At 41.8% G+C, this 13,089-nt stretch carries 10 protein-coding genes and 3 pseudogenes; 2 read left to right on the top strand and 11 right to left on the bottom strand.

All coding sequences use genetic code 11. The features are described from left to right. The first annotated feature begins 201 nt into the window (after positions 1 to 201). Positions 202 to 2,895: an RNA helicase gene (locus H6G57_RS21095; RefSeq protein ID WP_190522096.1), complete on the top strand. Its 2,694-nt coding sequence runs from the start codon at positions 202 to 204 to the stop codon at positions 2,893 to 2,895. Positions 2,896 to 2,989: 94 nt separating this feature from the next. Here H6G57_RS21095 and H6G57_RS21100 read toward each other — a convergent pair whose 3' ends face one another. The 10 genes and pseudogenes from H6G57_RS21100 to H6G57_RS21130 all read right to left on the bottom strand — a co-directional run bounded on the left by H6G57_RS21100 (position 2,990) and on the right by H6G57_RS21130 (position 11,497). After that, positions 2,990 to 3,415: a hypothetical protein gene (locus tag H6G57_RS21100; RefSeq protein WP_190522098.1), complete on the bottom strand. Its 426-nt coding sequence runs from the start codon at positions 3,413 to 3,415 to the stop codon at positions 2,990 to 2,992. A 3-nt stretch (positions 3,416 to 3,418) separates the two neighbouring features. Then, on the bottom strand, positions 3,419 to 4,018 hold the full coding sequence (locus H6G57_RS21105) for a type IV toxin-antitoxin system AbiEi family antitoxin domain-containing protein (RefSeq protein ID WP_190522100.1): 600 nt from the start codon (positions 4,016 to 4,018) through the stop codon (positions 3,419 to 3,421). 153 nt (positions 4,019 to 4,171) lie between these two features. Beyond that, on the bottom strand, positions 4,172 to 5,539 hold the full coding sequence (locus tag H6G57_RS21110; RefSeq protein WP_190522102.1) for a UDP-glucose/GDP-mannose dehydrogenase family protein: 1,368 nt from the start codon (positions 5,537 to 5,539) through the stop codon (positions 4,172 to 4,174). A 181-nt stretch (positions 5,540 to 5,720) separates the two neighbouring features. Beyond that, positions 5,721 to 6,335: pseudogene (locus H6G57_RS29125) on the bottom strand (NAD-dependent epimerase/dehydratase family protein); the annotation flags it as partial. Positions 6,336 to 6,365: 30 nt separating this feature from the next. Then, positions 6,366 to 7,073: pseudogene (locus H6G57_RS29130) on the bottom strand (LAGLIDADG family homing endonuclease); the annotation flags it as partial. A 144-nt stretch (positions 7,074 to 7,217) separates the two neighbouring features. Next, positions 7,218 to 7,649, bottom strand: a pseudogene (locus H6G57_RS29135) (GDP-mannose 4,6-dehydratase); the annotation flags it as partial. Between the two features lie 409 nt (positions 7,650 to 8,058). Next, positions 8,059 to 9,450 (bottom strand): malic enzyme-like NAD(P)-binding protein, encoded by a 1,392-nt coding sequence (locus H6G57_RS21120; protein ID WP_190522106.1) that lies wholly within the window; start codon positions 9,448 to 9,450, stop codon positions 8,059 to 8,061. Between the two features lie 119 nt (positions 9,451 to 9,569). Next, positions 9,570 to 9,704, bottom strand: coding sequence for a hypothetical protein (locus H6G57_RS29470; RefSeq protein ID WP_255528397.1), 135 nt, complete (start codon positions 9,702 to 9,704; stop codon positions 9,570 to 9,572). Positions 9,705 to 10,047: 343 nt separating this feature from the next. Continuing rightward, positions 10,048 to 10,332, bottom strand: a complete 285-nt coding sequence (locus H6G57_RS21125) for a hypothetical protein (RefSeq protein WP_190522108.1) — start codon at positions 10,330 to 10,332, stop codon at positions 10,048 to 10,050. Between the two features lie 775 nt (positions 10,333 to 11,107). Beyond that, on the bottom strand, positions 11,108 to 11,497 hold the full coding sequence (locus H6G57_RS21130) for a RidA family protein (RefSeq protein ID WP_190522110.1): 390 nt from the start codon (positions 11,495 to 11,497) through the stop codon (positions 11,108 to 11,110). Between the two features lie 108 nt (positions 11,498 to 11,605). Between H6G57_RS21130 and ilvC the strand changes: the two genes are divergently transcribed. Next, complete coding sequence (gene ilvC, locus H6G57_RS21135) at positions 11,606 to 12,601, top strand: ketol-acid reductoisomerase (protein WP_190522112.1); 996 nt, start codon at positions 11,606 to 11,608, stop codon at positions 12,599 to 12,601. 174 nt (positions 12,602 to 12,775) lie between these two features. Here ilvC and H6G57_RS21140 read toward each other — a convergent pair whose 3' ends face one another. Then, positions 12,776 to 13,000, bottom strand: coding sequence for a hypothetical protein (locus H6G57_RS21140; RefSeq protein WP_190522113.1), 225 nt, complete (start codon positions 12,998 to 13,000; stop codon positions 12,776 to 12,778). Between the last annotated feature and the right edge of the window lie 89 nt (positions 13,001 to 13,089).

Raw genomic sequence — 13,089 nt, forward strand, 5'->3', positions numbered from 1 at the left:
CTAATTCCTATTTATTGTGTTAAAAACTTCACGGGTAAGGGGACAGAAAAGCCAGGACTGAAGTAGGGGAAACTGCTGATCAGGATTCACAGATGGGGAAATTTTATCTCAAAATTTCTGTTTTGATCGAGTTTTCTTCAACTCTCCTGCAATTCAAGCTAAAATTTAGGCACAATAAGATTAGCCTTTATTTAGATTCTTGTGTCCTACTCTACCCAAAACGATCCCCAACTGGATCTCGACAAGCTGTTTCCGTTTCCCCTGGATGACTTTCAGTACAACGCAATTGCTGCGTTGAATGAAGGAAAATCCGTTGTCGTCTGTGCACCAACGGGGTCGGGAAAAACGTTAGTGGGGGAATATGCTATCCATCGGGCGTTAGCGGGTAATAGGCGGGTCTTCTACACAACACCCCTAAAAGCTTTATCTAATCAGAAGTATAGGGACTTTAAAGATCTACTAGGGCCAGAAAACGTCGGGTTACTGACGGGGGATATTTCCGTAAACCGGGATGCGGCGGTGGTGGTAATGACAACAGAGATCTTCCGCAATATGCTTTATGGTACACCGATTGGGGAGGTGGGAACCTCAATGGAAGCGGTGGAGGCGGTGGTTTTAGATGAATGCCATTATATGAATGATCGCCAACGGGGGACGGTTTGGGAAGAGTCAATTATTTATTGTCCCCGTGAAATTCAATTAGTGGCTTTATCCGCAACCGTCGCTAATAGTGAACAATTAACAGACTGGATTTCTAGGGTTCATGGCCCAACAGAGTTAATTTATTCTGACTTTCGACCTGTACCCTTGCAATATCATTTTTGCAATACAAAAGGGCTATTTCCGTTATTAGATAATTCTTTAAAAAAAATTAATCCTCGCCTCAAAGAACGTAAAGGCCCTCCCCAACGAGGTAAACATCGCAATGATGTTCCTAATTTAACGGCAGTGATCTCCCATTTACAAGAACGGGATATGTTACCTGCTATTTATTTTATCTTTAGTCGCAAAGGATGCGATCGCTCTGTAGCAGAAGTGCGTCATTTATCCTTAGTTACAGAAGCCGAAGCCGCCCTGTTAAAAAAACGCATTGATGCTTTTATTGCTGCTAGTCCAGAAGGTATTCGTCCCGAACAATTAGAAGTATTATATCGAGGTATTGCCGCCCACCATGCAGGATTATTACCCACTTGGAAAGGGTTAGTTGAGGAGTTATTTCAACAAGGATTAATTAAAGTGGTGTTTGCCACAGAAACCCTGGCGGCTGGTATTAATATGCCTGCTAGAACAACGGTGATTTCGAGTTTGTCGAAACGAACCGATGATGGTCATCGCTTATTAAAACCCTCGGAATTCTTGCAAATGTCGGGACGGGCTGGACGACGAGGAATGGATATTGAAGGGTATGTTGTCACCGTACAAACCCCCTTTGAAGGGGCAAAAGAAGCCGCCTATTTAGCAACGTCTAAACCTGACCCCTTAGTGAGTCAATTTACGCCTAGTTATGGCATGGTTTTGAATTTATTACAACGCCATACTTTAGAAGAAGCAAAAGAATTAATTGAACGGAGTTTCGGACAATATTTATCAACGATTAATTTAATTCCCGCCCAACGAGAAATCGAAATCATGCAAGCGGAATTAGCGTTAATTGAAGCGCAATTTGGCTTTCGAGGCGAACAAAATATGGCTATTTTGGAGGAAACCTTAGCCAGTTTTGAAAAAATTTATGAACGTTTGCGAGAAGAACGCCGTTTATTAAAGTTATTACAGCGCCAAGCTGAAGACCGTCGAATGCACCAGATGGCTTTAGCGATGGACTCAACGTCATTAGGAACGATTGTCGGGTTACGCGGAAAACACGTCCCCACCGCCCGGAGTTTGGAAGCTGACCCCATTCCGGCGGTGTTAGTCGCAAAAACCCCCAGTTCGGGACAAGCCCCCTATTTCCTGTGTTTAGGACGGGATAATCGCTGGTATGTGGTGAGTTCGGCGGATATCGTGATTTTACAACCCCAGTCTCAACGATTAAATGTTGATTATATCGATATTCCTAATATTCCGTTTAAATTAGGGCAATGTCGCAAAGGGGATGAGTTAACGGTGGCGATTGTACAACAAATTCCCAATTTAATGTTACCTGAACCTCCGCCAGAAGTGATTACCCAACAAGAACAAGTGGAACGATTAGAGTTAGAATTAAATGCCCATCCGATTCATGAATGGGGTAAACCCAATAAACTGTTAAAACGGTGGCAACGGTGGGCGGAATTGGATGAAATTATTCAAGAAAGACGCACGGAATTAGAAGAAGATTTAGCTCGTCATTGGCAAGAATTTTTAGCTTTAATTTCTATTTTGCAATATTGTGAAGCCTTAGATGAGTTAAAACCGACGGATTTAGGCCAAGCAACGGCTGCTTTACGCGGTGATAATGAATTGTGGTTAGGGTTAGCTTTAAAATCAGGGATTTTTGATGATCTTGACCCCCATCATTTAGCGGCGGCTTGTGCGGCGTTGGTTACGGAGGTTTATCGTCCCGATAGTTGGACTCGCTATCACTTATCTGATGATGTGGAAAATGCTCTCGGACGGTTGCGGGGTATTCGTCAGGAGTTATTTAAGCAGCAGCGACGCTATCGTGTGGCGTTACCGATTTGGCTAGAACGGGATTTAACGGGTTTAATTGAACAATGGGCTTTAGAAACCGATTGGTTAGAGTTAGTCGCTAATACCAGTTTAGATGAAGGAGACATTGTGCGAATGTTCCGGCGCACGTTAGATTTTCTTTCACAAATCCCCCATGTTCCTCATTTAAATGAATCTCTCAAACAAAATGCCATTCGTGCCCGCCATTTAATTGATCGATTCCCGATTAATGAAGCGGTGGAGTAATCCGTTTTCAATGCCAAATTAAAGATGGGGTAGAATTTGTCAACTTTTTTAAGGGGGATTCAGGGGGATCTAATCTTGGATATAATGGAGGATTTTAATCCTCAATTTTACCCCAAGAAAAATCGGTGAAATCCCAAACATAATCAGAGGTTTTATTCTCAATAATTGATTGATAAACAGGCTCCAGAAATCCTTTGAGGCGCGAAATAATATCCTGAAAATTTTCCGAGGTATTTTCTCCTTTTTCCTTTGAAAAAGCAATCCAAGATTGTTGCTTTGCTTGAGAAAACTCTATTGTTAAACAATAAGGGATATCAAAAGGTATAGCCGTTTTTCTGCGAGTAAAAGTGGCTTGAATAGCCTCAGAAAGATTGTAAGGAGATTGACTCAGACGATACAATAATCTTTCATTCACATAACGAATTCGCAGACGATTAAGATCTTCTTTTCTCTCCTTAGCAAGTTTTAATAAATGTTGATTAACCTTTTGAGAAATATTCGGTTGATTGGTTTGACCCATGATTTAAGATACAAGCAATTCCAGATAGGGACGAATAACATTTTGAACGCGACAAATTTTAGCATAATCCCAAATTTCATCAATTGTACAACGCTTTTCCTGCCAAGATTCTCGTAGAGCTTCAAGAGCAATATCGAGTCCAATTTTATTCCGAAATTTGAAACAGTCAGCAATGGTTTTTGCCAAACTATAAACTCTTACAGGAACTCCTTCAATAATATGTTCTTCAATCCCTGATTCTTTGGCAATACCTGACATATAAATAATTCTCAAAGGAATCATATCCTCCTTTGGAGAACGTGCTTTTTGGTCAATTGCCAGCCATATTTGAGAGGGTGCTTGAGTGGTGATTTGATAAAAACTCAGTGCTGATAGCAAACAGATTACTCCATGAGGTACTCGCTTAGAAACTTCTGCAAAACTATGATTTTCTGTGATGTCTGCGTCTACTATGGTATAAATACCTCGCCCTGAACGAAGTAACAAACCCTGTTGTTCTAGTCGTTGCACATACTGACGAGAAATTCCCCATTTTTCTATATCTTTGGCACTGATGACTCCCATAGTGCAACGGATATCCAGCACTTGTTGTCTCTGAGTCATGATGGTATCACCCAAATCAATGAATAACCTCTCCTGCACTTTGAAAGATTGTGGAAAGTGTAGGTACTTCTATTTATATACCGACATTTTATCATACCTACTATAAAATATAGGGTGAGCCATGCCCACCCTAATGTTACATTAACCTACAGATTAATGCCCAATACCGACATATTGGAACCCTGCGGCTTCTAATTGTTTGCGATCTAAGAAATTACGTCCGTCGATCATAAATGCTGAGTGCATTTTTTTCGCCATTTTTGCATAGTCGAGGGTGTGGAATTGTGTCCAGTCTGTAATTAAAACCAACGCATCACAGCCATCGGCTAACAGTTCAGGATCGGTTTCAACAATCACTCCCGTTAACCCATGACGCATTCCACTTTGGGAAATAATCGGATCATAAGCTTTAACTTTTGCTCCTAAACGGTTCAACTCTTGGATAATATTTAAAGCTGGAGCATCGCGTAAATCATCCGTATCCGGTTTAAAAGTTAACCCTAATAATCCGACGGTTTTACCTTTGAGAATTTTCAGGACTTGTTGTAATTTGTCAATGGCAATGGTGCGTTGACGGTTATTCACTTCCACCGCCGCTTTTAACAATTGGGCTTCATAATTGTAGTCATCAGCCGTATGAATTAAAGCCGAAACATCTTTCGGGAAACAGGAACCCCCCCAACCAATTCCAGCTTGTAAAAACTTATTGCCAATCCTGGAATCTAAGCCAATCCCTTGAGCTACTTGTTTAACATCTGCTCCGACGCGATCGCAAATATTAGCAATTTCGTTAATAAAGCTAATTTTAGTGGCTAAAAACGAGTTTGCTGCATATTTAATCATTTCTGCGGAACTGAGATCGGTTAACACAATCGGAACGGTCGGTAAGGAAGGATGATCAGAATATTTTCGCACCACTAAAGGTTGATATAATTCTTGCATCACTTCCAGTGCTTTTTTGCTATTGCTTCCTAACACAATCCGGTCGGGATTAAAGGTGTCATAAACAGCCGAACCTTCCCGCAAAAATTCCGGGTTACTGACGACATCAAATTCAGCTTCAATGGGGGTTCCCGCTAACCCTTTTTCCTTTTGTCGTTCTCCCACACCATCTAAGACAATCATTCGCACCCAGTCACCAGAACCAATGGGTACAGTGGATTTATTGACAATTACTTTATAACCTTTTGTCAGGTTAGAGCCAATGCCTCGCGCCACAGCTTCGACATAACGGGTATCACTTTCACCTGTTGGTAATGGCGGGGTTCCCACAGCAATAAATAACACTTCACCGTGTTCAACACCTGCACTTAAATCCGAAGAAAAATCCAGACGTCCTGATTCCATACAGGATTTCATCAATTCAGGTAATCCCGGTTCATAAATTGGGGATTGTCCCGACTTCATTAATTTGACTTTTTCTTCGTTATTATCAATACAAATCACATCATGCCCGATCTCCGCTAAACAAACTCCCGTTACTAAACCCACATATCCCGTTCCAATGACACAAACTCGCATAAATCTATCCTCAAGTTTTTGACCACATACTAACAAGAAGAAGTGTGGAACAGGCATCTTGCCTGTTCAGTAGGGTTTAAGGTTTTAGGTCTGGGGTGTCGGGTGTCGAGAGTTAATGATTTCTCCTCTAGCCCTACTCCCGGTACTTTCCCCGCTCTCTCCTACTGCTTGTCTCTTCTGTTTAACCTTTGCAGATGCGTTCCTGAAAGTCCTCTACTGTCAATTTTAATCCTTGATCCAGGGGGATTGTTGGTTCCCAATTCAAATACGTTTTAGCACGAGTAATATCAGGTTGTCGCTGTTTGGGATCATCTTCCGGTAGAGGTTTGAATTGAATTTCAGCGTCAGGGTTAATCATATTCTGAATTTTTTGGGCTAATTCCAAAATCGTATATTCCCCAGGATTTCCGATATTGACCGGGCCAATATAATCGCTATTCATCAAGCGGATGAATCCCTCTACTAAGTCTGACACATAACAGAAACTTCGCGTTTGCAAGCCATCACCATAAACCGTTAAGGGAACACCTCGCAGGGCTTGAACAATAAAATTACTCACCACCCGGCCATCATTTTCTAACATTCGCGGGCCATAGGTATTGAAAATCCGCACCACGCGAATATCTACCCCGTTTTGACGGTGATAATCAAAGGCTAAGGTTTCTGCAACCCGCTTTCCTTCGTCGTAACAGTTACCACAAAAGGCAACTCGTCCATTACGACGCACACAAACGACATGATTTTTCACATTCACACAATACACTTTCCCGACATAGTGAAACCGTTCGGGTTCAACTAAATTGGCATCAATGGCGGGACGGATATTGACGCGATAGAGGTCACGTCCGATAGCATGAGAAACAACAGAAGCAGCATATCCACAACGCAGGGCTAATTCTTGTACATCGTCAGCCAATTGTTTAGATTTACTGTAGTAGGTATAACAATTACCCCGTTGACTTCCATCTCCTAAAATTAAGGCGTTGAAAAGAATTAAGGATTGACGTCGAGACAATTGCAAAAACTCACGGGGAATATATTTATCACCGGATTTACCCAAAGGTAATAAAATCTCTGCTAATTGTTGACTACAAATCCGAAATTGATGGTGATCAGAATCAAAAAATTTCCAAGGTAAGCGTTGGAGACAGTTGGCAATTTTAGCTCGTCCTTCGGGGTTTTCTTGAGCAATTAAGATGTTATAGTCCGCCACATCATAATCAGCACCCCCCACCGCACGCACCCGTCGCCGGACATGAACACAACCTTCAGAAATGTAATAACCCAGGAATTCTAACCAGTCATCCATTTTGACTTTTTCAGCCCGCACTTTCGCATGAGGTGGTGCTGGGTCTAAATCAAATTCTTCTTGGTCTAAGGCGTCAAATTCTGCACCCGTAACCACTCGCCAAGAATGCCAGTGTTTGTCCTCACCCGCTTGAATTGATTTTAATTTTCCGGTTTTACCCCGAACATACATCCAGTGGTTGGGGGTGACACAAAGATCAAATTTACTGTTAGCAAACCGCAACATTTCCCCAATGTAGGGTTGAACAATATATTCATCAGGAACGTGATATTCAATTTGATGGTTTTCGTTGAGGGTGGCAACTTTGACACCGGGTTGCAAGTTGGGGAACTGAACCCAACCTTGCTCGGTTAAAATTTCCGTTTCTGGATCGTAACAGGATCGAATCCCAATACAATTCACATTTCCCCGATAGTCTTCCGTTTGGGGATGAACATCAGGATCACCATAAACTTCTGAGGTTGAGGCTAAAAAAAATCTAGCTTTAATTCGTTTGGCTAACCCTAACATATTCAGGGTTCCCAATACATTTGTTTTGATGGTTTTAACCGGGTTGTATTGGTAGTGAACCGGAGAGGCGGGACAAGCTAAATGGTAAATTTGATCGGCTTCTAAGCGAATGGGTTCAGTAATATCATGACGGATTAGTTCAAAATAGGGATTATCCATCCACTTGAGGATATTTCGTTTTGTCCCCGTGAAGAAGTTATCCAGGCAAATCACTTCATGACCTTGTTCCATTAAGCGATCAATCAAATGTGAACCAATAAAACCCGCGCCACCTGTGACTAAGATTCTCATGCGTGCACTTGCTCAAAATTTGTAGAGAGTTGAAATGGTGCGGACAACAATCAATCGCAGGTAAGCTGAATCCACTATCAGTTGATCAAAGTTAAGACTTAGCTTTGGACACACCCCAGCTATACCCTACAACATCATGTTTTGCTGTCCGTTCCACATCTATCCTACTCGATTTTGAAAGCATTAAATTCAAGTTCAGGTAAATTAACTGTTTTTTGATCCGCTTATTTACAATTAAGAGTTGGGTTTCACTTCGGATTTTGAGGCGATTCGTTCTGATCCTTGTTTTCAAGAGTTGATAACAAATTGCTATAAAATAAAAACATATCTTTTTCCCCTCTCCTTACAGGATAAGGATTGGGGAAGACATCAGACAAGGTTTCTATCGCAAATAGAAGTAAACCTAGAGTTAATGGCGGGCTAATCCTTCTTGACGGGCGGTGTGGGCAACAGCCCCAGCAACGACGGTAGCCACCCGTTTATCAAAGACGGAAGGAACAATATGTTCGCGATCTAAATCACTAGGAGACACTAAAGACGCGATCGCCGATGCTGCTTCTAAATACATAGAAATCGTTAAACTTTTTGCCCCACAATCTAAAGCACCCCGGAAAATTCCCGGAAATGCTAAAACATTATTAATTTGATTAGGATAATCACTGCGTCCTGTTGCCATCACCGCCACATCATCCGTAATTAATTCAGGTTGAATTTCAGGAATAGGGTTCGCCATGGCAAAAACAATTGGATCTTTTGCCATAGAACGTACCATTTCCGGGGTTACAACTCCCGGAGCACTCACTCCCATAAACACATCTGCATCTTTCATCGCATCTGCTAATGTTCCTGATAAATCAACAGCAAATTCCCGTTTTTGGGCGTTAATATCTGGTCGATCATGGGAAATAATGCCTTTAGAATCACACAGGGTAATATAACGAACTCCGGCTTTTTTAAATAACCGCGCCATTGCTATTCCCGCAGCACCCGCTCCGTTTAAAACCAGGTGAATTTCATCCATTGATTTTTTGACTAATTTGAGGGAATTAATCAGCGCGGCTAAACTGACAATTGCCGTACCATGTTGATCATCATGGAAAATTGGAATATCTAAAGATTGCCGTAATTTGGCTTCAATTTCAAAGCATCGAGGTGCAGCAATATCTTCTAAATTAATCCCCCCAAAAACAGGCGCAATATATTTAACAGTTTCGATAATTTTGTCTGTATCCTGAGTGTCTAAACAAATCGGAAAGGCATCAATATCCGCAAACTCTTTAAATAACATGGCTTTCCCTTCCATGACGGGTAAAGCTCCGGCTGGCCCCAAATTTCCTAACCCTAAAACCGCACTACCATCGGTAACAATGGCAACAGTATTTTGTTTAATCGTGAGGCTGTAAACTTGTTGAGGGTCTTCAGCGATCGCTTTACAAATTCGACCCACTCCGGGGGTATAGGCCATTGCTAAATCCGATTGAGATTTGAGGGGAATTTTACTCTGAATACTAATTTTTCCCGCCCGATGTAGATTAAAGGTTCGGTCATAAACCGCTAAAACTTTTAACTCAGGTAATGCTTTTACCGCTTGGACAATTTGTTCTGCGTGTTCGCCACTCGAAGCATCAACACTAATTTCCCGAATTGTTTTTTGTAGGGTTTGCTCAATTAAGTCAATTTGGCCTAAATTTCCGCCAACGGTTGCGATCGCTTGGGCAACACTGGCTAACATTCCAGCGCGGTTGGGCAGTTCCAGACGAATTGTGACACTAAAACTCGGATTCGGTGTTAAGCTAACCATACTCAGTGCATTGATTGATTGTAGACCCCCAATTGTAAAGGTGATCTGGCTCTTTGTCAGTTCCTCCAACCCCGTTTTTCCAGATTTCAAGACAATTCTTGACTTTAAGATCCGCTTCCCTAATATTGTTCGTTCAATTGTAAATAATAGGCCAGATTAGCCAGGGTAATATAGTGATCAACATATTTAGGAGTTGGCGTTTTTTCGAGAGCTTGTTTTACTTGCTTTTTACGCTGAGTCTTGGACGATTTCATAGTTTTATTGTTTAGGTGAGGATGATTGACTAATCTTTTTTCAGATGTACAGTAACCCATCCATCTTTCAAACATTAGGATTGAAATCCGTAATTTCTCTCAAAATTAATATCCTGACATCCGGTTATTAACTTTAATTTCAGCAGTTGAGGATAAATACAACTGTGATTAACGAATTAATAACCCTATTGGGAGGATTCATCCTTTCAGATTTGAGTTAATAATCTGTTAATTCCTGGGTATTTTTCAGCAAGTTCCCTGCATTTCTTTAGGGGAAATCGCAGGGAACGGCTTGATCCTAAACTTCTGTAAGGGTGTTAAAAACACTAACATCCTGAGTCGTTTAAGCCATAATTTGATCAGATTTAACATAAAAAACAGCAACTGTTATGTTTTTTACGGATATTTTAATTTTTGGGGCTAGTCGCATTTGAGAAACGGGTTCTCGAATTAAACTATAAACCTGTGTGAGGGCTTCACCGATTTCCTGGGTCAAGCATTGGATATGTAAAACTCCCCACCGTCGAAATACTCTACAATTTGCCAGGAGTTGAAGTTGATCTAGCTCCTGTTGATTTTCCCGATAAAAATCCCAAATCAGCCGAGTTAACTGTGAAGGTTGTTTCATAAAAACCTCATAGGAGATTGGAAACAGGCGCGTCCCCCTCCCCGTTTTCACGGAGACAAGGTTTTCACTCTTAGCGTGCTTCAGACCAGCAGAGGAAAATAGACTCAGGGGAATATATTCCCCGTGAAATATTAAATTTGCTACCGCCTTGGGAATACTCAATCAGGTGTACCTTTGTATTGCACTTAAAAATGGGACAATTACCATTCCCCAATCAACCATTCCTGTACCCATAGCACTCCCATTTCTGGGGTAAAGTTAGCTACGTGCTTCGCACACGCTGCGCGAAGGCCAATGTTTTAAGAGCTTTTGAGACTTGTAATACTGCAAAGAGTGACTTTAGAACTGTTTAATTACAAGTGACAGAGCCTGGAACTAGCTACGCATTCTAGGGCGTCGTGACTCCAAAAACGTAGACCTTTACAGTCTTAGGCTGGTCAGTACAGCTTGCTTCAATTGCTCTTACAAGCTCAGTGGCTTTAGCCATGAGTTACTGACATCCTCACCTCTAGTATTGAGTCCTAGATCGCTTTTCTCTACCCTGGGATAGAGGGCTTACCTTCTAGTATTCATCATCTAATCCTCTTTCTTAAAGAAAAAAGGCAAGCTGAAATAAGACTTAATAAGAGTTTGTCTAACTTAAACTGCACACAACCTTGCAACAAACTCATTATAACAAGTGTTTTAACCCTGGAAAGAATTACAGATTATCAAGTTTGCTATACATATATTTACATAATTTTATGAATTGATACAATCAAGGATTGTTAATAGTTCAGGCTCCACAATAGACAATTAAATCAATCTCAACATCTCCCAAACCAGCTAGTCCCATAACACCAACGGTAGTTCGACAAGGTAAACGTTCCACTTCAAAATAAGCAGCATAAACCTGATTGACCTTTTCATAATGTCGAAAATCCGTCACAAAAATTCGAGCCATTACAACTCGATTAAAACTGGTTTTTGCATGATTTAGGACTAATTTTAAGTTTTCCATCACTTGCTGAGTTTGTTGCTCAATGGTTCCCTTAATCACTTCCCCAGTTTCTGGATTTTCAGCGAGTTGTCCCGTGACAAACAAAAAATCCCCAGCACGCACCGCATGGGAATAAGGCGCAACGGGAGGTAAAACTTGATTAGGGAGGGTTATATACTCCAGCATAATTAAAAGATTTCTTCTCTAGGACGACATGAACGGTAACATCATACCAGCCTGTGATATGATCAAAGTTTTGGATAATTACCCCACAAGCGGCGAAGGAGAAGCCAGATGGCTCGGATGTATTACGATGCAGATGCCAATTTAGATATTTTGGCAGGGAAAACTATTGCAATTATTGGTTATGGCTCCCAAGGTCATGCCCATGCACTGAATTTAAAAGAAAGTGGTCTGAATGTAATTGTCGGGTTATATCCCGGTAGTAAGTCAGCCATCAAAGCCAAAGATGCAGGTTTAGCCGTGCATAGCGTTGAAGATGCGGCTAAGGCTGCTGACTTCATTATGATTTTGCTTCCTGATGAAGTTCAAAAAACCGTTTATAAAACTGAAATTGAACCTTATTTAACCGAAGGCAAAACCCTCGCCTTTGCTCATGGCTTTAATATTCACTTTGGTCAAGTGGTTCCTCCCGCTAATGTGGATGTGGTGATGATAGCACCCAAAGGCCCCGGACATTTAGTGCGCCGCACCTATGAACAAGGTCAAGGGGTTCCTGCTTTATTTGCCGTCTATCAAAATGCGTCTGGACAAGCCCGTGACCGAGCAATGGCCTATGCTAGAGGCATTGGTAGCACACGGGGTGGGATTTTAGAAACGACATTCCGCGAAGAAACTGAAACCGACTTATTTGGTGAACAGGCCGTTTTATGTGGGGGTTTAAGTGCTTTAATTAAAGCCGGATTTGAAACCTTAGTCGAAGCAGGTTATCAGCCTGAATTAGCTTATTTTGAATGTTTACACGAAGTTAAATTAATCGTGGATTTAGTCGTGGAAGGCGGTTTGGCTAAAATGCGCGATAGCATTTCTAACACGGCTGAATATGGAGATTATACTCGTGGCCCTCGAATTATTACCGATGAAACTCGCGCGGAAATGCGAAAAATCCTCAGCGAAATTCAGTCGGGTCAATTTGCTAGAGACTTTGTGTTAGAAAATCAAGCCGGAAAACCCGGTTTTACCGCCATGCGTCGTCAAGAAGCCGAACATCCCATCGAAGAAGTCGGTAAAGACTTACGCGCTATGTTTAGCTGGATGAAGAAAGATTAAAACCAGGGGGAGATGGGGACAAGGGGATAAGGGGACAGGGGGACAAGGGGGAGCAGGGGGAGAAGGAAGAGAAAGAGGACATCATTAACTTCTGACTTTTCTGTCCGCACCCCGCACTCCGTACTCCGCACCCTGCACCCTGCACCCTGCACCCCGCACCCCGCACCCCGCACTCTATTTCGCTCCCTGACCTTTTTCAATTTTTTCTACTTCTTTCTCTCGTTGTTCATTGGTATCTTTAGGCCGTAACCATTTAGGCCATAAACTGACAACAAACTCACGACTGGTTTTACTCGCTTCTCTGGCGGGTTTGGGCAAAAATTTAAACGTATCGCCAGAGGAAATAAACACAACCACTAAGGCAACAGCACCCCAGCCTAGAATTTTTTTAGGAGTCATAAGCAATTTTTAGATAACGATATTTATGGGAATTTATTGTATAGCAGGGAATAGGGAACAGGGAACAGAAAGAAAAAAATTTTACGGTC

This window comes from Planktothrix sp. FACHB-1365 (assembly GCF_014697575.1).
Taxonomy (GTDB): domain Bacteria; phylum Cyanobacteriota; class Cyanobacteriia; order Cyanobacteriales; family Microcoleaceae; genus Planktothrix.

Coding starts and splice junctions, on each gene's coding strand:
- H6G57_RS21100 (WP_190522098.1), bottom strand. CDS start 3,415: ATGGGTCAAACCAATCAACCGAATATTTCTCAAAAGGTTAATCAACAT.
- H6G57_RS21105 (WP_190522100.1), bottom strand. CDS start 4,018: ATGACTCAGAGACAACAAGTGCTGGATATCCGTTGCACTATGGGAGTC.
- H6G57_RS21110 (WP_190522102.1), bottom strand. CDS start 5,539: ATGCGAGTTTGTGTCATTGGAACGGGATATGTGGGTTTAGTAACGGGA.
- H6G57_RS21120 (WP_190522106.1), bottom strand. CDS start 9,450: ATGGTTAGCTTAACACCGAATCCGAGTTTTAGTGTCACAATTCGTCTG.
- H6G57_RS29470 (WP_255528397.1), bottom strand. CDS start 9,704: ATGAAATCGTCCAAGACTCAGCGTAAAAAGCAAGTAAAACAAGCTCTC.
- H6G57_RS21125 (WP_190522108.1), bottom strand. CDS start 10,332: ATGAAACAACCTTCACAGTTAACTCGGCTGATTTGGGATTTTTATCGG.
- H6G57_RS21130 (WP_190522110.1), bottom strand. CDS start 11,497: ATGCTGGAGTATATAACCCTCCCTAATCAAGTTTTACCTCCCGTTGCG.
- ilvC (WP_190522112.1), top strand. CDS start 11,606: ATGGCTCGGATGTATTACGATGCAGATGCCAATTTAGATATTTTGGCA.
- H6G57_RS21140 (WP_190522113.1), bottom strand. CDS start 13,000: ATGACTCCTAAAAAAATTCTAGGCTGGGGTGCTGTTGCCTTAGTGGTT.